Below are 21,931 nucleotides of genomic sequence, written 5' to 3'. Positions count from 1 at the left end.
TGCGTCTCGGGTTCAATTCTCGAAATCAATCAGGCAAAAAATGTCCATTGGCACTATCTGTCGGCCCGTCCGATCTTGTTACATGGCCGAGACCATGCTCATGATCGAGGACCCGGCAGCGCCGGTGTGCTCTTCGCAAACCATCGCACCAATCTACCGGTGCGCTCGCCCGGCAACCAACCACCTCCATAGCGACGCGACATCGGCCCAGGTAGACCGTCAGCGGCCCGTTAGCTGACGCTTGTCTGTGCGCTCACATCGTCACGGGAGCGCCCCGGCGCCGCAGCGAGTGAGGCGTGGATCACAGGCCTCTGACCCTGGCCGGGTCGTAGAGGTGGGACTGGGCGCAGTCGATCGACGGGGTCATGGCGCGGCCGACCAGGATGACGGCGGCTTGGCGGAGGCCGGCGGCTTCGACCTGGTCGGCGATGTCGGCGAGGGTGCCGCGCAGGATCAGTTGTTCGGGCTGGCTGGCGCGGTAGACGACGGCGACCGGGCAGTCGGCGCCGTACTCGTCGGCGAGTTCCTCGGCGATGACCCGGATGCGGGTGATCGCGAGGTGCAGGGCGAGGGTGGCGCCGGTGGCGGCGAAGTTGGCGAGTGCCTCGCCCGCGGGCATCGCGGTGGAGCGGGCCTGGGCGCGGGTGAGGACGACCGACTGGACGACCTCGGGGACGGTCAGTTCGGTGCCGAGGGCGGCGGCCGCTGCCGCGTAGGCGGGGACGCCGGGGGTGATGTCCCAGGGGACGCCGTGCGCGTCCAGGCGGCGGGTCTGTTCGGTGAGGGCCGAATAGAGGGATGGGTCGCCCGAGCACAGGCGGGCCACGTCATGGCCTGCCTGGTGGGCGCGGACCAGGTGGTCGGTGATCTGGTCCAGGTCGAGGCGCTGGGTGTCGATCAGTTCGGTGTCCGGCGCGCAGTGGGCGAGGACCTCGGGATCGAGGTAGGTGCCCGCGTAGAGGCAGACCGGGCTCTCGCGCAGCAGGTTCACCGCGCGCACCGTGAGCAGGTCGGCTGCGCCGGGGCCCGCCCCGATGAAATGCACCGTCATGCCAGCAGCGTAGATCCCCGCCCGTGCCCGGATTCCGGCCGCATCGACGGTGCGCGGCGGCTCAGCTCCAGCTCGCCCGGACGAAGGTCGACGCGAGGTGCAGGTTGTTCAGCGGGTTCAGGTCGGTGCTCGTGCTCGACGCGTGCAGGAACGAGGTGATCAACGCCAGCCGCCGTGGCGCTTCCAGGACGACCGTGAAGGTCCTGGTCTCGCCCGCCTCGAGCGTGGGCAGCAGGAACCGCACGAGGGTCGGCCGCACCTCGCCGCCACCGGGATCGACCAGCCGGTCCCAGCCCTGGGTCGACAACCTGGCCTCGACAGCGGTGGCTTGCCGTCCGCCGACATTGGTGACAGTGATCGTCGCCGTCACCTGTTCACCGGGGTCGGCCGTGCGCGGCAGATCGAGGTGGACGTCGATATCGCCGGGGTGGTCACCGGGTGACTGGCCGACCTTCAGCACCCACAACGTCATCGTGCCGCGGCTCGGCGCGACACCCGTCGCCGCGTCGCCGGAGTAGTCGGCGGTGACCAGATGCGTGCCGAAGCCGAGGTGGGCGATGTCGACATCGCGGGCGATCGCCGTGCCGTTGTCGACGGGAACCGCTGCGCCGAGAGGTCTTCCGTCGGCGGAGAACTGGACGGTGCCGGAGTCGATCTGGCCCGCCGGATCTCGGGCGAGGGTCGCGGTGAGGTCGAGCTGTTCGAAGTAGGTGACCGGATTGTGGTTGGCGGTCACCGTTGTCGTCGAGGTGGCGGTGTAGACGGTGAGGTCGACCCGGCCTTGCGACTGCGCGTAGACCTCGTCACCGAGGTAGTGCGCCTGGACCGTTCCCGAACCGGCTCGCAGCGGCGGCGAACTCGCCGTGCCGTCCGCGGCGATCGGCACCGGAGCGCCGAGCGGGGAACCGTTCTGCGAGAACTGGATCGCGCCGGTGGGTTTCGGAGCGTCCGGCTTCGGGGTGGGCACGGTGACGGTGGCGCCGACGACCGCGCCTGCCAGCACCGGGGGCGGCGGCACCGTCAGATGGACCTCGGTGGGCACCTTCACCGCCTGCACCAGCAGGCCGACACTGCCGAAGACCGGTGCGAACACCCTGGTCGGATCGTCGGCCAGGTAGGTCGCGAGCACATGGTGGGTGCCGGGCTGCAACCCGCTGATCGCGGGCAGCGTCGCCACTCCGTCGACCAGCTCGATCGGCCCCGGCGTCGCGACACCGTCGATCTCGAACCGCACGTGCCCGGCCGGTGTACCGAAGGCCGGTGTCGTACCCGGCTTCTGGCTGACCTTCGCGCTGAAGCTGACCGGCTGACCGACCTGCGAGATCTGACCGGGCGCGCTCGTGGTCACCTCGATCTCGGTCGGCACCTGGTCGTCGTGCAGCCGGAACACCGCGCCGCCGATCAGATGAGCCGGGTCGTCCGTGGCCGCGGCGTGCACCAGGAATCCGCCGGGGAGCGCGCCCTGCCGCACCGCGGGCAGGGCTGACAGGTCAGCCTGGGCGAAGCCGTCGGCGTCGGCGGTCACCTGGATGGTGTCGGCGCCGTTGGCGAACACCGCGGCGGGCGGCTGCCCGGCGGGCATCGAGAAGGTGATCGACTTCCCCGCCTGCGGGCCGTGGATCGCGTCGACGAACCGCACCCGCAGCGGCTGCGCGAACGGCTGCCCCGAGTACGCGCTCTGACTGTTGCCCGAGATCAGTTCCACCCGGCTGCGTTTCGACGGAATCGGCACGATCAGCTGCACCTTGCCGTCGTTGAGCCGGTCGCGATTGCCGTAGCTGCCGTCGGGGCCGTTGTAGAAGTGCGGCCGCTGATTCGCGGCAGGCCTGACCATCGACTGGCCGCCGCCGCCACCGCCGCCACCACCGTCGTTACCGTCCGGCGCGCCGTGGCCCTTGCCGCCGCCGTGGCTGCCACCACCGCCGCCACCGCCACCGCCACCGGTGGTGCTGCCGGTCGCGTGGCCGCCGTTCACGCCGCGCTCGCTGCCGCCCTCGCCGCCGAAGCCACCACCGAACCCGCCGCTGGTGCCGTCACCCGGTTGCGGACCACCGCTGCCGCCGTCGCCGCCGTCGGCGCTGAAACCGTTGCCGCCGCCACCGCCACCACCGCCCGCGACGACGATCGGTTCGCTGTCGCGGGACGGCCGGGTCCCGCACTCGGCGTCGTTCTGGCTCACGGCCGACGCGCCACCGCCGCCCGCGCCGCTGTAGGACGCGCTGGAGTCGGCGGTGCCGCGGGAACCGCCCTTGCCGTAACCCCAGCCGCCGCCCGGTCCGCCGTAGTGACCGACCTCGATCTTCAACTGCTTGCGTTCCTGCACGGCGATGACAGCCTGCACGCCGCTGCCCGCACCACCGGTGCCGACATCGCCGAAGTCGTGGCCGCCGCCCGCGCCCGCCGCGCCGAGCACATCGGCGAAGATCTCGTCGACGCCGTCGCCGACGCAGTAGTACTGCGCGGAATCGCCGTGCACGCCGAAGGTCGTCGTCCTGACCCCGTCGGCCGAGGTGAGGAACAGGACGTAGCCGTCGCCCGAGACGGACGCGGTGGTCACGCTCGCCTTCGAAAGTTGCGGCGACGCATACGAAGTCCCGCCACCGCCGCCGGCGCCACCCGCACCGGGCGAAGCGTGCGGGCCGTGCGAGATCGGCGTCTCCGGCGCCGCCGCGCCACCACAGCCGCCGCCCTGACCGTTGCCGCCCTGATACCCACCGCCACCGCCACCGCCACCACCGCCGCCGCCGGTCTTGTCGAACGTGTGGCCGGCGCCGCCCGTGCGTGGCCCACCACAGGTGAGGCCGCTCGGCGTGGTGCCCGCCGGATTGTTCTCGCCCGCACCGCCGGTCCACGGCGGGCCTTCCTGCCAGCCGACCGCCGCGCTGCCGTCACCACCGTCGCCGCCGTCACGCCGCGAGCCGCCGCCACAGTAGAAGAAGGTCGAATCCTGTACAGGCGATACCGAATAGCAGTCGGGCGCATTGCCGCCCGCCCCGCCGCCGCCACCGGCGACCAGGACCGGCGCGTTGTCGGCGCCGAGCACGGCAGAGGCGCCACCCCCACCACCGCCGTCCCAGCCGCTCGAATAGACCGTGCCGAAATTCGTCACCTGGTCGACGGCTTCGCCCCTCGGGCCGCCGGACGCGTACGGCGAGAACCCGCCGTTTTCCCCGCCCGCGCAACCGACCTGGACCTGGAACTCCTGTTCGGGCGTGACCCGCAATCCCCCACTGACCTGACCGCCGAGCCCACCGATCCCGGTGAAGTTCGGATTCGGCGTCTGCCCCTGACCGCCGACCGCCTCGATATAGAGGCTCGTCGTCCCGGCGGGCACCTTGTAGGTCTGGGTCTGCGAGCTGCAATAGAACACGTCGATCGACAGGCCCGACTCCGGGTCGTCGAAATGCTCGGACGCGCGCTCGGCGGGCGGGCCCGGCGGCTGCGACTGCGCCAGGGTCGCGGTGCCGAGGACGAGCACCACACCGAGGGACGCGGCGACCAACGCGCGCATCGCAGTTCGTCCGGCCATGCCAGAGCTCCGTTCGCCAGCGTCGTTGCCTACGAAACTTGACGAAACGGTAGCGGTGGTTGAGGCCTCAACTCAGCAGCGACGCGCATCCGAGAACGGTGGCGCGAGCGGCAGGCAAGTATGTTCGGATCCGTCGGCGTATGCCGGCTCGACGACAGGGGACGCGGTGCGGGATTCGAACACGACGAGCAGTGCGCGGCGCACACGCACCGCCGCAGCGGGTTTCGCGGTTGCCACCGCTGCGCTCTTCGCCGCAGGCTGCACGACGGACGACAAGATCGACGGCACCGCCACCGCCTCGATGGACTCCTTCGTGCCGACCGCGGACAACCAGGATCCGGCCCGCGAGATCCCCGGCATCGTGATCACCGAGTTCCCGCCCGGCCTGCACGTGACCAGCACCCAGCGGGTCGCCTACCCCGCGATCCCGCCGCTGGGCGGACCACACGACAGCAGGTGGGCGGCCTGCGACGGCGTCGTGTACGACAAGGGCGTCCGCACCGAGAACATGGTGCACTCCCTGGAACACGGCGCCGTGTGGATCGCCTACAACCCGGACAAGGTGAACGTCGAGGACCGCACCGCGCTCGCCGCGCGCGTCCAGGACAGGCCGTACACCGTGATGTCGCCGATTCCCGGCATGGACGACCCGATCTCCCTGCAATCGTGGGGCCACCAACTGAAACTCGACAGCGCCGACGACCCGCGGATCGACCAGTTCATCGTCGCCCTGCGCGAAAACCCCTACACCACACCGGAACCCGGGGCGACCTGCTCGTCACCCCTGTTCGACCGCACCAACCCACCGCCGTTCGACCCCACCGCCCCCGGCCCCGGCGCCGTGGACCCGAACAGCGACGGCGCGGCGACCCCCGACCTGCCTACGCCGTCACCTGGAAGTGGGCGATGACCTTGGTCGGCCGAACCCGCACGACAAGCTCACCCGCCACACCGTTGCGCTTGCCGAACTCCGCGGCCTTGTCCTGCCCCATATAGCGTGCGGCGATCTCGGTCGCGGTCCGGACAAGCTCGTCGAGATCCTCGGACAACGTCACCGTCCCCTGCACCTCCACCAGCGCGTACGGCGGCTCCTCGAGATCGACACACAGGGCAACCCGGGGATCCCGCGCGAACGCCCGCCCCTTGGCGGTGTTCTTTCCGGTATTGAAGACCAGCTCATCCCCTTCGACGATGAACCAGACCGGCGTGACCAGCGGACGTCCGTCGGCACCGGTGAACGCCACCTTGCCCGTTCGTGTTCCGTGGGAGAGGAATTCGCGCACCTGGGGATCAGCGAGTGAGGCCATGGGTTCAGCGTAGGCGGGCCACCGCCCGATCAGGCGTCACGACTCAGATCGCGCCTTGCTCGCGCGCGGTCGCGACCGCCGAGGTTCGGGATTTCACGCCGAGTTTGGCGTAGATGTGGACCAGGTGGGACTTCACGGTCGTCTCGCTGAGGAACAGTTGCTTGGCGATCTCGCGGTTCGACAGGCCCGCGGCGACCAGGCGCAGTACCTCGACCTCGCGGGGGCTGAGGGTGGTGTCGGCGCGGCGGACCCGGGTCATCAGGCGGGAGGCCACGGTCGGTGAGAGGACGCTCTCCCCCGCGGCGGCGGCGCGGACGGCGGCGAGGAGTTCGGTGGGCGGGGTGTCCTTGAGGAGGTAGCCGACGGCGCCCGCTTCGATCGCGCCGAGGATGTCGGCGTCGGTGTCGTAGTTGGTGACCACCAGGACGTTGGGCGGAGCGGGCAGGGCGCGCAGGCCGGCGGTGGCGGAGGCGCCGGAGCGGCCGTCGCCGAAGCGCAGGTCCATCAGCACCAGGTCGACGGGGTCGGCGGCGCAGAAGGCAACGGCCGCATCGGCATCGGCGACATCGCCGACGACGGTGATGTCGTCGGCCGCCTCCAGCAGGGCACGCAGACCGGCCCGCACGATGGCGTGATCGTCGGCGAGCAGCAGCCGGATCACGAGACCGCTCCCAGCGGGAAGGAGACGGTGACGGCGGTGTGGCCGGGTTCGGATTCGATCGTCATCGCACCACCCTGCTGTTCGACGCGACTGCGCATGGCGGCCAGGCCGAACGCACCGGATCGCGGCCCGCGCAGGATGTCCGGCGCGATGCCGATGCCGTCGTCGACGATGTCGAGGTGCACGTCGGTGTCGTCGTAGGTGAGGGTGACCCGCATCCGCGCGGCCTGGGCGTGCTGGACGACATTGGCGACCGCGCTCTGCGCGATCCGCACCAGCGCCGCCTCCACCGGCATCGGCAACCGCTCCGGATCTCCTTCGACCAGCAGCTGGGCCGACAGCGACGGCGATTGCGCGCGCTCACAGATCCGTTCCAGCGCTTCGGCCAGGGACTGCCCGTCCAGCGCGGCAGGCGACAATTCGTCGATGAGCCGGCGGGTTTCGGCCAGATCCTCGGCGGCGGTCTCGCGGGCGAGCCGAATGCGATCCAGCGCTGGATGATCCGGTGCCGCCTGTTCGGCGGCGTGCAGCAGGAGCTGGATACTGCTCAGCCCCTGGGCGACGGTGTCGTGGATCTCCTTGGCCAGTCGCTCGCGTTCGGCGAGCTTACCCGCTGTGCGCTCCTGTTCGGCGAGAACCGCTCTGGTGTCGAGCAGTTCGTGGATCAGTCGCTCCCGTTCCACCGCTTCGCGGTACAGCGCCTGGTAGCCGAGCCCGATGCCGATGGCGACCAGTGCGCCGAGCACCGGCCCGACCACCGCCGCCACCGACCAGCCACGGTGCGCCGCGAATCCGACGACCCCGACGGCCGTGGCCAGCACCACCGCGACCAGATTCCACGGTCGCGGCAGCAGATGCAGGTAGACGAAGAACAACCCGAAGGCGAGATATACCGCGTCCGGAGTGAGCCCGAGCAACGCCAGCCACAGCACGGTGAGCGTGGCCAGCCACACCGATGCCGGAGCGCCCGAGGCAATCCGATCCCCAGATCGCCGCGGCAGCTCGGTGCCCGCGAAGTAGACGACCAGCCACACCACCGTCAGGACGATCACCCACGTACCGTGCCCACCGCCGCCGGGCAACAGCGCCCGCACCGCGACCACCACGGCCAGCACCGTCACCAGCACATGCAGGCCGAGCCGCAGCGTGGTGACCACCGGGGTCAGCGGGGACGAGTGCACCCGACCAGCTTATGTGCGGCAACCGGCCCGGCATCCATCGAAAGGTGTAAACGCGGGCAGACCTTGGAAGGAAGGCGTTTCGTGCGCCGGTGCGATGGCGCGGCGGCTGAGCGCGGCGAGAGTGGAGGCATGTTCGTCGCACTCCGAGATCTGCGCGCCGCCCGCGGCCGCTTCCTGCTCATCACCACCGTCGTCTTGCTGGTGGCGGTGCTGGTCAGTTTCCTCAGCGGCCTCACCGCCGGGCTGGCGCATCAGAACGTCTCGGCGGTCCAGGGCATTCGCGCCGACCATGTGGTTTTCGCCGAGACGGGCGCTGATCCGTCCTTCGACTCGTCGGTGCTCACCGAGCAGCAGGTGGCGCAGTGGCAGTCGGCCGGTGGGATCACCGCCACCCCGATCGGCATCTCCCGCGCCCGCGCCGAGCATGCGGGCGCCAGCCCGGAACAAGTAGCGTTGTTCGGCGGTGACCCGTCGGCGTTCGGCAATCACCCTGCTACCGCTCCGGGAGCAGTTGTGCTGAGCTCGGCCGCGGCCAGGGAGCTCGCCGCGAAGACCGGCGACACCATAGTGCTCGCGGGCCACGAGTTCACCGTGGCCGACGTCGCGGGCGACGAGTGGTACAGCCACACCCCGGTCATCTGGACCAGCATGCGGGATTGGCAGGCCGCGAGCCCACGCTCGGGCGCGGCGACCGTGCTCGCGGTGACCGGCAACGCACCGCGCGACGACTTCGACGCCGAAGCCGGAACACGCACGGTGCCCGCGCGGGACGCCGTTGCGGCGATCGGCTCCTACCAGGCCGAGAACAGCTCGCTCACCCTGATGACCGTCTTGCTCTTCGCGATCTCCGCGCTGGTCATCGGCGCCTTCTTCACGGTGTGGACCGTGCAGCGCCAGCCCGATATCGCCACCTTGAAGGCACTCGGCGCGACCACCGGTTCGCTGGCCCTCGACGCGCTGGCGCAGGCGGCGATCGTGCTGGTCACCGGCGTCACGATCGGTCTCGGCATCACTGCGGTGGCCTCGCTGTTCCTCGGCGACGCCATGCCGTTCGTGCTCTCGCTGTCGACCACCCTGGTGCCCGCGCTGGCCTTGATCGTGCTCGGCCTCGCCGGCGCCGCGGTCGCCCTGCGCTTCCTGTTCACCACCGATCCGCTGACCGCGCTCGGCGCGACCCGCTGAAGGACTCCCCCATGGCACTGACCCTCACCGATGTCACCCTCACCTACCCCGACGGCGCGGGCAGGCTCACCGCCCTCGACCGGGTGTCCCTGCGCGTTCCCGGCGGCACGATCGCCGCGGTCACCGGCCCGTCCGGGTCGGGCAAGTCGAGTCTGCTCGCCGTGGCGGCGACGCTGATCCGGCCGGACTCGGGCGCCGTCGTCCTCGACACCGACGCGGGCAGCACCGATCTCGCGACGCTGAGCAGGCGCGCCGCGTCCGCGGTCCGCCGCACCGCGATGGGCATCGTCTTCCAGCAGCCGAACCTCATTCCGGCGCTGACGGCACTCGAACAACTGGAGGTCACCGCCCATCTCGGCGGTAAGCCACGGGCTGGACGCAGCGAAACCAGATCCCGCGCCAAGGAACTGCTCGACGCTGTCGGCCTGTCCGAACACGCGGGCAAGCGCCCGGCCCAGCTCTCCGGCGGACAGCGCCAGCGCGTCAATATCGCCCGCGCGCTGATGAACGACCCGGCTCTGCTCGTCGTCGACGAGCCGACCAGCGCGCTGGACTCCGAACGCGGCGCGGCCGTCCTCGACCTGATCACCGCCATCGCCCGCGAACACAGGGCCGCGACGATCCTGGTCACCCACGATCCCACCCACCTGCACCGCATGGACGCGGTCTACCGGATGACCGACGGCCTGCTGACCACCCTCGACGTGCCTGCCCACGCCTGACCGGCGCGTCCACCAGCAGGCCAGGGCAGACTGGACCGATGAGCGATCCGAGACAGCTGATCGTGGTCGACGCGGCCAATGTCGTCGGTTCCCGGGCCGACGGCTGGTGGCGGGACCGGGCGGGCGCCGCCCGGCGTCTGCTGTCGGAGATCGCCGAGCTGACCACCCGGCTGCCGGAATCGACCGACGTGGCCGTCGTCCTGGAGGGCGCGGCCAAAGCCGCCGCGGACGAACCCACAGCGTCACGAATGACGATCGTCCTGGCCGAACGCTCAGGCGACGACAAGATCCTCGACGTGGTGTCCGAGGCGACCGGCCATATCACCGTCGTCACCGCGGACCGCGAACTCCGTTCCCGCGTCCAGGCGCTCGGCGCCGAGACCGTCGGCCCCAGCTGGCTTGTGAGTCAACTGAACTGAGAGCCGGATCCGGTCAACGGCGCTGATCGTCGGCCAGGTCGGTGACGGTCCCGTTGCCACCAGCCGGTTCCGGCACCGGCTGTTTGCGCTTGCGGGCAGGCTGAATCCGCGACACCGCCTGGGGCGACTCCGACAATGCCGCGAGCGCCATCTGCCGCAGCACCGGACGGGCCCTCGTCGCGATGGCCGGGGTGGCGCTGTGCGGGGTGGAGTTGATCAGGCCGAAGGCGGCGTGTGCCTGGACGCGGGCGGTTTCCTCGGCGAGGCCGGGGTGCACCTCACGCAGAACCTGCACCCACACCTCGACGTACTGGCGCTGGGTCCGGCGCAGGGTGCGGCGGTCGGCGGCGGGGACATTGTCGAGATCGCGGTCCTGGATGCGGATGAGCTCGGGGTCGTCGAAGGCGAAGTCGAGGTGGAAATCGACAAGGCCTTCCAGCGCCTCGGCCGGGGATGACGCCGCGGCCACGACCGCGCGCCCGCCCGCGAGCAATCGCTCACTGACGCCGACCAGGAGCTCGACCAGCAGCGCCTCCTTGTTCGCGAAGTGCCGGTAGACGGCCGGACCGCTGATGCCGACCGCCGCGCCGAGGTCGTCGAGGCGGACGCCGAAGAATCCGCGATCGGCGATCAGCCGGGCGCCCGCGTCGAGCAACTGCTCCCGACGCTGGGCTTTCATCAATTCGCGCCGGGTCACCGGGGCGGGCTCGAGCGTGGCCAACCTCGACTCCCTTCCACCGGGTCTGGACAACTTGGTTAGTCAAGATTAACCTGAATTTCAGTTATTGGCGATTAACCGGATGGCAGGATGGCGTGATGACCGTTACGCACGACCTCGACAACGGCACCGCAGCCGCGACGAGCAACCGGGCCGCGCACAACGCGCTGGTCGACGAGCTGCGGCAGCGGCTGGCCAAGACAGCGCTCGGCGGCCCGCAGAAGTCGCGCGAGCGGCACACGGCCAGGGGCAAGCTGCTTCCCCGGGAGCGGGTCGACCAGCTGCTCGACCCCGGCAGCCCGTTCCTCGAGCTGTCCCCGCTGGCCGGCAACGGCATGTACGGCGACGAGTGCCCCGGCGCGGGCGTGATCGCAGGCATCGGCCGCATCGCGGGCCGCGAGTGCCTGGTTCTGGCCAACGACGCGACGGTCAAGGGCGGCACGTACTACCCGATCTCGGTGAAGAAGCACCTGCGCGCGCAGGAGGTGGCCGCGCAGAACAACCTGCCGTGCGTGTATCTGGTGGACTCCGGCGGCGCGTTCCTGCCGCACCAGGACGAGGTGTTCCCCGACCGCGAGCACTTCGGCCGCATCTTCTACAACCAGGCGAACATGAGCGCCAAGGGCATCGCCCAGATCGCGGCGGTGATGGGTTCGTGCACCGCCGGTGGCGCCTACGTGCCCGCGATGGCCGACGAGGCCGTCATCGTGCGCGATCAGGGCACCATCTTCCTGGGCGGCCCGCCGCTGGTGAAGGCCGCGACCGGCGAGGTCGTCACGGCCGAGGAACTCGGCGGCGGCCTGCTGCACTCGCGCACCTCCGGCGTCACCGACCACCTCGCCGAGGACGACCGCGACGCGCTGCGCATCGTCCGCGATATCGTCGCCACCCTCGGCCCGCGCCCCGAGGCGCCGTGGGAGGTGCTGCCGAGCACCCCGCCCGCCAAGCCCGAGGACGAGCTCTACGACGTGGTCCCGGTCGACCCGCGCACGCCGTACGACGTGCGCGAGGTGATCGACCGGATCGTCGACGGCGAGGCCGGATTCCACGAATTCAAGGCCGAATACGGCAAGACCCTGGTCACCGGGTTCGCCCGCATCCATGGTCACCCGGTCGGCATCGTCGCCAACAACGGCGTGCTGTTCGCCGAATCCGCCATGAAGGGCGCGCATTTCATCGAACTGTGCGACAAGCGCAAGATCCCGCTGCTGTTCCTGCAGAACATCACCGGCTTCATGGTCGGGCGCGACTACGAGGCCGGCGGCATCGCCAAGCACGGCGCGAAGATGGTCACCGCGGTGGCCTGCGCGCGGGTGCCGAAGCTGACCGTGGTGATCGGCGGCTCCTACGGCGCGGGCAACTACTCCATGTGCGGGCGCGCGTATTCGCCGCGCTTCCTGTGGATGTGGCCGAACGCGCGCATCTCGGTCATGGGTGGCGAGCAGGCCGCCTCGGTGCTGTCGACCGTGCGCGGCGACCAGCTCGACAGCGCGGGCAAGCCGTGGTCGGAGGAGGATCAGGAGGCCTTCAAGGCGCCGATCCGCGAGCAGTACGAGACCCAGGGCAACCCCTACTACGCGACCGCGCGGATCTGGGACGACGGCGTCATCGCACCCACCGACACCAGAACCGCGCTCGGACTTGCCCTCTCGGTGTGCGCGCAAGCGCCGCTCGAGCCCGTTTCCTACGGCGTCTTCCGGATGTGAGAGACATGCTGAACAAATCCCACCCCGTCGAATTCGACACCGTCCTGGTCGCCAACCGTGGCGAGATCGCGGTGCGCGTCATCAAGACCTTGCGCGCCATGGGCATTCGCTCGGTCGCGGTGTACAGCGACGCCGACGCCGACGCTCGCCATGTGCGCGAGGCCGATGTGGCGGTCCGCCTCGGGCCCGCGCCCGCTCGCGAGAGCTACCTGTCGATCGAGAAGGTCGTCGACGCCGCCCTGCGCTCCGGTGCCCAGGCCGTGCACCCCGGTTATGGCTTCCTGTCGGAGAATTCGGCGTTCGCGGCCGCGCTGGCCGACGCCGACATCGTCTTCCTCGGGCCGCCGGCCAAGGCGATCGAGGTGATGGGCGACAAGATCACCGCCAAGAAGACCGTCACCGCGTTCGGTGTTCCGGTCGTTCCCGGCATCGCCGAACCCGGCCTCACCGACGAGCAATTGATCACCGCCGCGGCCGAAGTCGGCTATCCGGTGCTGGTGAAGCCGTCGGCCGGTGGCGGCGGCAAGGGCATGCGCCGGGTCGACCGGGCCGAGGACCTGCCCGCCGCACTGGTCAGCGCGCGACGGGAGGCGGGCGCGTCCTTCGGTGACGACACCCTGTTCCTGGAGCGGTTCGTCACCCGGCCCCGCCACATCGAGGTACAGGTCCTGGCCGACAAGTTCGGCAATGTCGTGCACCTGGGCGAACGCGAATGCAGCTTGCAGCGCAGGCATCAGAAGGTGATCGAGGAAGCGCCCTCGCCGCTGCTCGACGCCGCGACCAGGGCCCGCATCGGCACCGCGGCCTGCAATACCGCGCGCAGCGTCGACTATGTCGGCGCGGGCACCGTGGAGTTCATCGTCTCCGCCGACCGGCCCGACGAGTTCTTCTTCATGGAGATGAACACCCGGCTCCAGGTGGAGCATCCGGTGACCGAGATGGTCACCGGTGTCGACCTGGTGGAATGCCAGGTGCGCGTGGCCGCCGGTCAGAAACTGGCGCGGACCCAGGACGAGATCCACCTGGTCGGGCACGCGATCGAAGCACGCGTCTACGCCGAGGACCCGGGTCGCGGCTTCCTGCCCACCGGTGGCACCGTGCTCGCCCTCGCCGAGCCGAACGGCCCTGGCGTGCGGGTGGATTCGGGCCTGTCCGAGGGGACGGTGGTCGGCAGCGACTATGACCCGATGCTGTCGAAGGTGATCGCCCGCGGCACCACGCGCGCCGACGCGCTCGCCGCACTGGACCGCGCGCTCGAGCAGACCGTGCTGCTCGGCGTCACGAGCAATATCGAGTTCCTGCGCTTCCTGCTCGCCGACGACGACGTGCAGGCAGGCCGCCTCGACACCGCGCTGCTGGACCGCCGGGTGGCCGACTTCCGGCCCGCCGCCGTCACCGACGACGAATTCATCGCCGCCGCGGCGTATCACTGGCTGCGCCGGTGGCCGAGCGCGGGCGGTGATCCGTGGTCGGTGCCGTCGGGCTGGCGGCTCGGCACACCGGCGCCGACCGCGATCCGGCTCGCGGGCGGCGATCAGATCCGCCACGTCTTCATCACGGGCACACCGGAATCCGCGACCGTCCGGCTGGAAACCGATGACACCGCGCGGCCCGGTGCGCACACCGACGAGTCCGACACCCGCGCACTCGCGGCCGCGCTGCGCGACGGCCGCCTCACCCTCACCATCGGCGGGCTCCGGCGCGTGCATCGCGTCGCCGAGGCCGACGGTCAGCTGTGGGTGAGCGGCGACGGCGGTGTCGCCGTGCTGCGCGAGGTCGCCGAGGCGAGCGTGCGCGGCGACGCGGCGCACGTCGGTGACGCCGAAATCCGCAGTCCCATGCCGGGTTCGGTGATCGCCGCACCGGTCGCCGACGGCGCGACCGTCGAGGTCGGCGACCCGGTGATCGTCATCGAGGCCATGAAGATGGAGCACGCGCTCACCGCGCCCGTCGCGGGCACCGTCGAACTCCTGGCACAGCCGGGCGCCCAGGTGAAGCTGGACCAGGTGCTGGTCCGCGTCATCGCCCATCCCACCGAAACCGCTGCCGCGGAAGGAATCCCCGCATGACCGACTACCTGTCCACCGGATCGCTGCCGGACGAATACCGCCAGCTCGCCCTCACCGTGCGCGACTTCGCCCAGCAGGTCGTCGCACCGGTCTCGGCGAAACACGATGCCGAGCACAGCTTCCCGTACGAAGTGGTCGCCGGTATGGCCGATATGGGTCTGTTCGGCCTGCCGTTCCCCGAGGAGTTCGGCGGCATGGGCGGCGACTACTTCGCCCTGTGCCTGGCGCTCGAGGAACTCGGCAAGGTCGACCAGAGCGTGGCCATCACCCTCGAGGCCGGCGTCTCGCTCGGCGCGATGCCGATCTACCGCTTCGGCAACGACAAACAGAAGACCGAGTGGCTGCCCCAGCTCACCAGCGGCCGGGCACTGGCCGGGTTCGGCCTCACCGAACCCGACGCTGGCAGCGACGCGGGCGGCACCCGCACCACCGCGGTCGAGGACGGCGAGAGCTGGGTGATCAACGGCGCCAAGCAGTTCATCACCAACTCCGGCACCGACATCACCCGGCTGGTCACGGTCACCGCGGTCACCGGGCAGACCGGCGGCAAGAAGGAGATCTCCACCATCCTGGTGCCGACCACTACCCCCGGTTTCGTCGCCGAACCGGCCTACAACAAGGTCGGCTGGAACGCCTCGGACACCCATCCGCTGAGCTTCACCGATGTGCGGGTGCCGAAGGAGAACCTGCTCGGCGAGCGCGGCCGCGGCTACGCCAACTTCCTGCGCATCCTCGACGAGGGCCGCATCGCCATCGCCGCGCTCGCGGTGGGCGCCGCCCAGGGCTGCGTCGACGAGAGCGTGCGCTACGCGGGCGAGCGCCAGGCGTTCGGGCAGGCCATCGGCCGCAATCAGGCCATCGCGTTCAAGATCGCCAGGATGGAGGCGCGGGCCCACGTCGCGCGCACCGCCTACTACGACGCGGCCGCGCTGATGCTGGCGGGCAAGCCGTTCAAGAAGGCCGCCTCGATCGCCAAGATGGTCGCCAGCGAGGCCGCGATGGACAACGCGCGCGACGCCACGCAGATCTTCGGCGGCAACGGATTCATGAACGAATACCCCGTGTCCAGGCACTACCGTGACAGCAAGATCCTGGAAATCGGTGAGGGCACGACGGAGGTGCAGCTGATGCTGATCGCACGGGAGCTGGGTCTGTGAGCGCGCCTGATCACGGCGGCCCGGAGGCGGCAGCGGAGCGTAACCACGGAGGGCCTCGAGAGCAGGCGCCGATGAGCACGGCCCGGCGCGTCGTTCAGCGGGGGTTGTGGTTCGAGGAGTTCGAGATCGGGACGATCTACGAGCACCGGCCGGGTCGCACCATCACCGAGGCCGACAACGTCCTGTTCACGACGCTGACCATGAACACCCAGGCGCTGCACCTGGACGCGGCCTTCGCCGACGCGCAGCCGCCGTTCAACCAGCGGCTGGTGAACTCGATGTTCACGCTGTCCACGCTGGTCGGCCTGTCGGTTGCCCAGCTCACCCAGGGCACGCTGGTGGCCAACCTCGGGTTCTCCGAGATGGCGCTGCCCGCGCCGCTGTTCCACGGCGACACGATGTACGCCGAGACGCTCGTCACCGACAAGCGGGAATCGAAGAGCCGCCCGGGTGAGGGCATCGTCAGCCTCACCCACACCGCGCGCAACCAGGACGGGGTGATCGTGGCGAAGGCGGTCCGGCAGACACTGGTCAGGAAGGCGCCCGCGGAGTGAGCGGGCGACGCCCGGAGGAACTGCCGTGCCGCACCATCCCCGGGCGCCCCGGCCCGCCGAAAGGACACAGTATGACGATGACGGGAGACAACGTGAGCGCCTGGGAGCCGAGCGGACCGGCCTGGTTGTTCTGCCCGGCCGACCGGCCCGAGCGCTTCGCCAAGGCCGCCGCCGCGGCTGACGTGGTGATCCTCGACCTCGAGGACGGCGTCGCGACGGGTGACAAGGCCGCGGCCAGGAAGGCCCTGATCGAGACCCCGCTCGACCCGCAGCACACCGTGATTCGCGTCAACGCGGCCGACACCGACGAGTACGCCGCCGACCTGAACGCCCTCGCCCAGACCGCCTACCGGCGCGTCATGCTGCCCAAATGCGAATCGGCCGAGCAGGTTCGCAGCCTGGCAGAGTACGAGGTGATCGTGCTGGTCGAGTCGCCGCTGGGCGCGGTGCGGGTTGCCGAGTCGGTCGCGGCCGAGAACGCGATCGGGGTCATGTGGGGCGCCGAGGATCTCGTCGCCGGTCTCGGCGGCAATTCCAGCAGGCACGCCGACGGCAGCTATCGCGATGTCGCCCGGCACGTGCGTTCGGCGAGTCTGGTGGCGGCCAAGGCCTTCGGCCGGTTCGCGCTGGATTCGGTGTTCCTGAACATCAAGGATCTGGAAGGGCTGGCGGTGGAGACGCTCGACGCGGTGGCCGTCGGCTTCGATGCCAAAGTGGCCATTCATCCGAGTCAGGTGGCGGTGATCCGCGAGGGATTCGCGCCCGATCCGGAGGAGATCGATTGGGCACGAAGGGTTCTCGCCGAGGTGCCCCATCATCGTGGGGTCTTCGCCTTCGAGGGCCGCATGGTCGACGCACCGGTTCTGCGGCACGCCGAGCAGATCGTCCGGCGGGCCCGCTGAGTACATCCCGGCGCGCCGGGTAACCATTCGCCGGAGACCCCGGTTCACGTGCAATCCAGAGGAGGACATCCGGTGCAACCGCAATGGGAGCCGAACGCCCAGGACATCGCGTCGGCACGGATCACCGACTTCGCCGCCTTCGTCAGCGCCAGAACCGGCCGGACGTACCCCGACTACCAGGCACTGTGGCAGTGGTCGGTCGACGACATCGCCGGGTTCTGGCAGGCGCTGTGGGACTATTTCGAACTCGGTGAGACCGCCGGCGAGGTGCTCGGCTCGCGGGAGATGCCCGGCGCGCAGTGGTTCCCCGGCACCCGGCTGAACTATGTCGACCAGATCATCCGGATGGCCCAGTTCGGCCGCCCCGCGATCATCGCGCTGCACGAGGACGCCGAGCCGCAGGAGATCGCCTGGTCCGAATTGATCGAGCAGGTCACCGTTTTCGCGCGCACGCTGCGTGAGCAGGGCGTCGAAGCGGGCGACCGGGTGATCGGCTACCTGCCGAATATCCCGGAGGCCATCGTCGCCTTCCTCGCCACCGCGAGCATCGGCGCGGTGTGGAGCGCGTGCGGGCAGGACTACTCGGCCAAGGCGGCACTGGACCGGCTCGGCCAGCTCGAGCCGACGGTGCTGGTGACCGCCGACGGCTACCGGTTCGGCGGTAAGCAGCACGACAAGCGCGCCGACATCGCCGCGCTGCAGGACGGTCTGCCCAGCTTGCGCGCCACCGTCGCGGTGTCCCAGCTCGGCCTCGACGTTCCGGACAGCATGGCATGGTCCGAGGCCGTCGCCGAGGTCGGTCTCGGCGTCATCGACACCACCGCTGTCGATTTCGATCATCCGCTGTGGATCGTGTTCTCCTCCGGCACCACCGGCCTGCCCAAGGGCATCGTGCACGGACACGGTGGTGTGCTGCTCGAACATCTGAAAGCCGTTGCGCTGCAATCTGATATCGGGCCCGACGACACTTTCTTCTGGTACACCAGCCCCAGCTGGATGATGTGGAACTTCCAGGTGGCCGGGCTGCTGGCGGGCGCGACCATCGTCACCTACGACGGCAGCCCGGCCGCCGGCGCGCCGGATGCGCTGTGGCGCCTGGCCGCTCAGGTGCGCGCCACCGTCCTCGGTACCAGCCCCGGCTATGTCCTCGGCTGCATCAAGGCGGGCTCCGTGCCGCGCGCCGATCATGATCTGTCGGCCCTGCGGACCGTCGGCATCACCGGTTCGGCGCTGCCGGTGTCGAGTGCGCTGTGGCTCGACGAGAACGCGGGCGAGCACGTGCAGGTGAACTCGATCAGCGGCGGCACCGACGTGGTATCGGCGTTCATCGGCGCCGCGCCCACCGTGCCGGTCTGGCCCGGTGAGCTGTCGGCGCCGTACCTCGGTGTCGCCCTCGACGCCTTCGACGAGCAGGGTAAACCGGTGCGCGGCGAGGTCGGCGAGCTGGTGGTGACCGAGCCGATGCCGTCGATGCCGGTCAGCTTCTGGCGCGACGAGGACGGAAAGCGCTACCACGACGCCTATTTCGACACCTACCCCGGCGTGTGGCGGCACGGCGACTGGATCACCCTGACCGAGCGCGGCAGCGTCGTGGTGCACGGCCGCTCCGATTCCACCCTCAACCGGCACGGCATCCGCATGGGCAGCGCCGACATCTACCAGGTCGTCGAACAGTTCCCGGAAATCGCCGAGGCGTTGGTGATCGGCGCCGAACAACCCGACGGCGGCTACTGGATGCCCCTGTTCGTCGTCCTCGCCCCCGGCGCCGAACTCAGCGACGACCTGAAAACCCGCCTCGCCACCGCGATCCGGACCGAGGTCTCCCCCCGCCACGTCCCCGACGAGATCCGCGAGGCCCCCGGCATCCCCCACACCAGAACCGGCAAGAAACTGGAAGTCCCGATCAAGAAGCTCTTCCAGGGCGCGGACCCCGACCGCGTGGTCGAACGCAGCGCCGTCGACGACCCGTCCCTGCTCGACTGGTATGCCCGTATCACCCCGCCCCACAAGCCCTAATACACTCTGGGCATGAATGTCGGCGAGTCTCGTGGAGCACGTGGATCGGTAGTCGGCGGGGCGAAGGATGGTGTGCGGCGGCGGCCGAAGAATCGGCGTGCGCAAATCGCGGCCAGCTCGGCGATGGCATTCGGCGCGGCCGGATACCACGGGGTGAGTATGGAGGACATCGCGGCCGGGTTGGGCATCAGCTCGGCCGCGCTGTACCGGCACTATCCGAGCAAGTACGCGTTGTTCCGGGAGGAGCTGCTGCGGGTCGGGCGGGCCTTCACCGCCTCGATCGACGCATCCGTTGACGCGACACCGACCGCGGCGGAACGGTTGCGGCACATGCTGACCGGGCTCATCGGCGCGACGGTGGAGAACCGGGCGACGGTCACGCTGGTGCGCTGGGAAGGGCGCTACCTCGAGCCTGCCGACCGGCTGGTGCTCGACGAGCAGCGCACCTGCGTGCAGGTCGCGCTCGACGAGCAGCTGGCCGCGCTGCGCCCCGAGCTGACCGCACCGGATCTGCGGATGCTGTCCACCGCGATGTTCGGCGTCATCACCAGCATCGCCGACCATCACGCCGCCCTGCCCGCCCGCACCCTGAACCGGCTGCTCGGCGAGGCCTGTCTCGCGCTGGCCGAGAGCGGATTGCCGCCCGCGGCAACCATTTCGGAGCTGCCGACCCAGGTCGAGATTCCGGACTCGTTCAAACACGAACTGCTGCTACGCAAAGCGGTCGAGCTGTTCCACGAACGCGGCTACCCGAACGTCAGCGTCGAGGACATCGCCTCGGCCGCCGGGCTGTCGGCCGCCTCGGCGGTCTACCGTTTCTACCGCGGCAAGAGCGACATCCTCGCCGCCGCCTTCCGCCGCGCGGCGGACCGCGTCTCCGGCGCGATCGGCCCCGCCGTCGCAGGCACCCCCGACAGCGGCGCGGCCCTCGATGTCCTGATCGGCCAGTTCGTCACCGACACCTTCGACGAACGCGCACTCGCCGTCGTCTACTACGCCGAATTCGGGCACGTCCCCGCCGAGGAACGCGCGGTCCTGCGCAATATCCAGCGCCTGAGCGTCCAGGAATGGGCCCGCCTGGTCCGCGAGGAACGCCCCGAGCTCTCCGCCGCCGAGTCCCGCTTCCTGGTCCACGCGGCCTTCGCCATGGTCATCGACCTGGGCCAGGCCTTCGCGGGCAACCCCATCGCCTGCCGCGCCAGAGTCGCCTACCTCATGCGCCGAGTCCTACTCGGCTGACCTGCGTAATTCACCCGCTGCGTGTGAGGTGGGGTGGGGTGGGGGCGGTTTACGGTGGCCGTCGGTGCCCTCGAACGGAGAGTGGATGGATGGTCTCGCGGGTGAAGACGGTGGGCTGAGCAGGCGTGGGCTGCTCGGGCTCGGCGTGGCGGGCGTGGTGGCCGCGGCGCTACCCGGTTGCGGCGGTGACGAGCCGGACCGGGGGCCGAGGCGGACCACCGGGCCACCGGATGTGCTCGCGCTCGCCATCGACGCCTACGTCTTCGGCTATCCGATGATCATGCTGGACATGATCCGGGCGGCGAGCGGGCCGACGAACACCATCGATCACAGCGGGCTGTCCGATCCGCTCGATCGCGGCGTCGCCCGGCTCAGCCGCGACATGGTCTATTCGCAGGCCTGGCTCAACCTCGGCGACGAGCCGCTGGTGCTGCAGATACCGGGGATGGAACCCGACCGGTACTGGCTGTTTCAGGTGCTCGACGGGTGGGGCAACACTGTGCACGATCTGTCCAGCAAGGATCCACGTACCTCCGCCGACGGCGAAGGGCCGCCCTACACCTATGTCATCACCGGACCGGAGTGGTCTGGAACGGTGCCCCCGCGCACCACCCGATTGGACATGCCCGCGGCGACGTCGACGATCGTCGGCCGCATCCAGATCAACGGGCCGGAGGACGCGCCCCGGGTGAACGGAATCCAGCAGCAGATCAAGCTGATCCCGTTGAGTGCCTGGCAACGCGGCGAGTTCGACCGCACCGTGAGCCGCGTCCACCCGATCGACCGTGGTCCGGAACCGCCGGTGAAGCGGATCGCGGCGCTGGACGGCCGAACGTACCTCGATCGCCTGTGCCGGCTCATGATGACCACACCACCCGTACCCGCCGACGCCGCACTGATGCGGGAGCTCGCCGCGATCGGGGTGCGGCCGGGTGGCACCGTCGACGGGCAGCCCACCGAGGTGCTCGACGAGGCCGTGCGCCAGGCACACCGCCGGATCGCCGACTGGCGCGACCCGACCGCCCGGCACGCCAACGGCTGGGAAATCCCGATCCACTCTGGAGCCTTCGGCACCGACTATCTGCGCCGCGCGGCCGCCGCACTGCGTTCCCCCGGCCTTGCCCCGACCCGCGACGTCCTCTACGCGACGCTCTGGTCCGCGCCCGCCACCGACGAGCAGGGCCGCCCTCTGCGCTATCGCCTCCGCTTCGCCCGCGACCAATGGCCGCCGGTATCGGCCTTCGCCTCCCTCACCGCCTACGACCCGCAGGGCTTCCTGGTCCTCAACCCGGACGCGATCTACTCCGTCGGCCATGCCCCACCGCCCGTCGCCGCACCCGACGGCTCGATCGACATCGCCGTCCAATACGAAGACCCACGGCCCCGCGTCCCCACCGGAAACTGGCTTCCCATCCCGCCCACCGGCGACTTCTCCCTCACCCTGCGCCTCTACGCCCCGAAGGAAGCAGCCATCGACGGCACCTGGCAGCCACCGCCGCTGACCCGCGCGGGCTGAAG

17 protein-coding genes and 1 pseudogene are annotated in these 21,931 nt (G+C 70.1%); 12 read left to right on the top strand and 6 right to left on the bottom strand.

The features are described 5' to 3' along the window. Positions 1-301: 301 nt before the first annotated feature. Positions 302-1,051, bottom strand: coding sequence for a precorrin-4 C(11)-methyltransferase (gene cobM / locus IEY60_RS08270; RefSeq protein WP_189025761.1), 750 nt, complete (start codon positions 1,049-1,051; stop codon positions 302-304). A gap of 61 nt (positions 1,052-1,112) precedes the next feature. After that, complete coding sequence (locus tag IEY60_RS36195) at positions 1,113-4,580, bottom strand: Ig-like domain-containing protein (protein ID WP_189025758.1); 3,468 nt, start codon at positions 4,578-4,580, stop codon at positions 1,113-1,115. 166 nt (positions 4,581-4,746) lie between these two features. Here IEY60_RS36195 and IEY60_RS08260 point away from each other — a divergent pair, with 166 nt between their 5' ends. Then, complete coding sequence (locus IEY60_RS08260; protein WP_229739647.1) at positions 4,747-5,490, top strand: thioredoxin-like domain-containing protein; 744 nt, start codon at positions 4,747-4,749, stop codon at positions 5,488-5,490. Here IEY60_RS08260 and IEY60_RS08255 read toward each other — a convergent pair. The 3 genes from IEY60_RS08255 to IEY60_RS08245 are packed head-to-tail and all read right to left on the bottom strand — an operon-like array spanning position 5,462 to position 7,729. After that, positions 5,462-5,887 carry a PPOX class F420-dependent oxidoreductase gene (locus IEY60_RS08255; protein ID WP_189025756.1) on the bottom strand — a complete coding sequence of 142 codons (426 nt, stop codon included), beginning with the start codon at positions 5,885-5,887 and terminating at the stop codon, positions 5,462-5,464. The two genes, IEY60_RS08260 and IEY60_RS08255, sit on opposite strands and share 29 nt — an antisense overlap. A 43-nt stretch (positions 5,888-5,930) precedes the next feature. Then, positions 5,931-6,548: a LuxR C-terminal-related transcriptional regulator gene (locus tag IEY60_RS08250; protein WP_189025754.1), complete on the bottom strand. Its 618-nt coding sequence runs from the start codon at positions 6,546-6,548 to the stop codon at positions 5,931-5,933. Continuing rightward, positions 6,545-7,729 (bottom strand): sensor histidine kinase, encoded by a 1,185-nt coding sequence (locus IEY60_RS08245; RefSeq protein ID WP_189025752.1) that lies wholly within the window; start codon positions 7,727-7,729, stop codon positions 6,545-6,547. The genes IEY60_RS08250 and IEY60_RS08245 overlap by 4 nt, the downstream gene beginning before the upstream one ends. 129 nt (positions 7,730-7,858) lie before the next feature. On the opposite strand from IEY60_RS08245, the gene IEY60_RS08240 reads away from it, so the two are divergent. Genes IEY60_RS08240 through IEY60_RS08230 form a run of 3 tightly spaced genes read left to right on the top strand, consistent with a single transcriptional unit; the run spans position 7,859 to position 10,052 of the window. Continuing rightward, positions 7,859-8,911, top strand: coding sequence for an ABC transporter permease (locus tag IEY60_RS08240; RefSeq protein ID WP_189025750.1), 1,053 nt, complete (start codon positions 7,859-7,861; stop codon positions 8,909-8,911). An 11-nt stretch (positions 8,912-8,922) separates the two neighbouring features. Next, positions 8,923-9,633, top strand: coding sequence for an ABC transporter ATP-binding protein (locus tag IEY60_RS08235; protein ID WP_189025747.1), 711 nt, complete (start codon positions 8,923-8,925; stop codon positions 9,631-9,633). Positions 9,634-9,671: 38 nt separating this feature from the next. Continuing rightward, entirely contained in the window at positions 9,672-10,052 is a 381-nt protein-coding gene (locus IEY60_RS08230) for a hypothetical protein (protein ID WP_189025745.1), read from the top strand. Between the two features lie 130 nt (positions 10,053-10,182). Here IEY60_RS08230 and IEY60_RS08225 read toward each other — a convergent pair. Beyond that, a pseudogene (locus tag IEY60_RS08225) lies at positions 10,183-10,731 on the bottom strand (SACE_7040 family transcriptional regulator); the annotation flags it as partial. Positions 10,732-10,868: 137 nt separating this feature from the next. Here IEY60_RS08225 and IEY60_RS08220 point away from each other — a divergent pair. The 8 genes from IEY60_RS08220 to IEY60_RS08185 all read left to right on the top strand — a co-directional run bounded on the left by IEY60_RS08220 (position 10,869) and on the right by IEY60_RS08185 (position 21,929). Further along, on the top strand, positions 10,869-12,476 hold the full coding sequence (locus IEY60_RS08220; protein ID WP_189025742.1) for a carboxyl transferase domain-containing protein: 1,608 nt from the start codon (positions 10,869-10,871) through the stop codon (positions 12,474-12,476). Between the two features lie 5 nt (positions 12,477-12,481). Continuing rightward, complete coding sequence (locus IEY60_RS08215; RefSeq protein ID WP_189025740.1) at positions 12,482-14,545, top strand: acetyl/propionyl/methylcrotonyl-CoA carboxylase subunit alpha; 2,064 nt, start codon at positions 12,482-12,484, stop codon at positions 14,543-14,545. Further along, positions 14,542-15,702, top strand: coding sequence for an acyl-CoA dehydrogenase family protein (locus tag IEY60_RS08210; RefSeq protein ID WP_189025738.1), 1,161 nt, complete (start codon positions 14,542-14,544; stop codon positions 15,700-15,702). Before IEY60_RS08215 ends, IEY60_RS08210 begins: the two co-directional genes overlap by 4 nt. A 71-nt stretch (positions 15,703-15,773) precedes the next feature. Then, the gene (locus tag IEY60_RS08205; protein ID WP_189025735.1) at positions 15,774-16,256 is read left to right on the top strand and encodes a MaoC family dehydratase; all 483 of its coding nucleotides are present in this window, start codon (positions 15,774-15,776) and stop codon (positions 16,254-16,256) included. Between the two features lie 71 nt (positions 16,257-16,327). Beyond that, positions 16,328-17,158, top strand: coding sequence for an HpcH/HpaI aldolase/citrate lyase family protein (locus tag IEY60_RS08200; RefSeq protein ID WP_308426089.1), 831 nt, complete (start codon positions 16,328-16,330; stop codon positions 17,156-17,158). Positions 17,159-17,230: 72 nt separating this feature from the next. After that, positions 17,231-19,174, top strand: coding sequence for an acetoacetate--CoA ligase (locus IEY60_RS08195; RefSeq protein ID WP_189025731.1), 1,944 nt, complete (start codon positions 17,231-17,233; stop codon positions 19,172-19,174). A gap of 12 nt (positions 19,175-19,186) precedes the next feature. Beyond that, positions 19,187-20,413, top strand: a complete 1,227-nt coding sequence (locus tag IEY60_RS08190; RefSeq protein ID WP_189025729.1) for a TetR/AcrR family transcriptional regulator — start codon at positions 19,187-19,189, stop codon at positions 20,411-20,413. Positions 20,414-20,498: 85 nt separating this feature from the next. Beyond that, on the top strand, positions 20,499-21,929 hold the full coding sequence (locus tag IEY60_RS08185; RefSeq protein ID WP_189025727.1) for a DUF1254 domain-containing protein: 1,431 nt from the start codon (positions 20,499-20,501) through the stop codon (positions 21,927-21,929). Positions 21,930-21,931 lie beyond the last annotated feature (2 nt).

The organism is Nocardia rhizosphaerihabitans (genome assembly GCF_014646295.1).
Classification (GTDB): Bacteria; Actinomycetota; Actinomycetes; order Mycobacteriales; family Mycobacteriaceae; genus Nocardia; species Nocardia rhizosphaerihabitans.
The sequence above is the reverse complement of the archived record's forward strand: the minus strand, read 5'-3'. Positions and strand labels throughout refer to the sequence as shown.

What these genes read in the sequence shown, in the direction of transcription:
- IEY60_RS08200 (WP_308426089.1), top strand. Translation starts at nt 16,328, where the DNA reads ATGACGATGACGGGAGACAACGTGAGCGCCTGGGAGCCGAGCGGACCG.
- IEY60_RS08210 (WP_189025738.1), top strand. Translation starts at nt 14,542, where the DNA reads ATGACCGACTACCTGTCCACCGGATCGCTGCCGGACGAATACCGCCAG.
- IEY60_RS08255 (WP_189025756.1), bottom strand. Translation starts at nt 5,887, where the DNA reads ATGGCCTCACTCGCTGATCCCCAGGTGCGCGAATTCCTCTCCCACGGA.
- IEY60_RS08190 (WP_189025729.1), top strand. Translation starts at nt 19,187, where the DNA reads ATGAATGTCGGCGAGTCTCGTGGAGCACGTGGATCGGTAGTCGGCGGG.
- IEY60_RS08235 (WP_189025747.1), top strand. Translation starts at nt 8,923, where the DNA reads ATGGCACTGACCCTCACCGATGTCACCCTCACCTACCCCGACGGCGCG.
- IEY60_RS08215 (WP_189025740.1), top strand. Translation starts at nt 12,482, where the DNA reads ATGCTGAACAAATCCCACCCCGTCGAATTCGACACCGTCCTGGTCGCC.
- IEY60_RS08220 (WP_189025742.1), top strand. Translation starts at nt 10,869, where the DNA reads ATGACCGTTACGCACGACCTCGACAACGGCACCGCAGCCGCGACGAGC.
- IEY60_RS08240 (WP_189025750.1), top strand. Translation starts at nt 7,859, where the DNA reads ATGTTCGTCGCACTCCGAGATCTGCGCGCCGCCCGCGGCCGCTTCCTG.
- IEY60_RS08205 (WP_189025735.1), top strand. Translation starts at nt 15,774, where the DNA reads ATGAGCACGGCCCGGCGCGTCGTTCAGCGGGGGTTGTGGTTCGAGGAG.
- IEY60_RS36195 (WP_189025758.1), bottom strand. Translation starts at nt 4,580, where the DNA reads ATGGCCGGACGAACTGCGATGCGCGCGTTGGTCGCCGCGTCCCTCGGT.
- cobM (WP_189025761.1), bottom strand. Translation starts at nt 1,051, where the DNA reads ATGACGGTGCATTTCATCGGGGCGGGCCCCGGCGCAGCCGACCTGCTC.
- IEY60_RS08230 (WP_189025745.1), top strand. Translation starts at nt 9,672, where the DNA reads ATGAGCGATCCGAGACAGCTGATCGTGGTCGACGCGGCCAATGTCGTC.
- IEY60_RS08185 (WP_189025727.1), top strand. Translation starts at nt 20,499, where the DNA reads ATGGATGGTCTCGCGGGTGAAGACGGTGGGCTGAGCAGGCGTGGGCTG.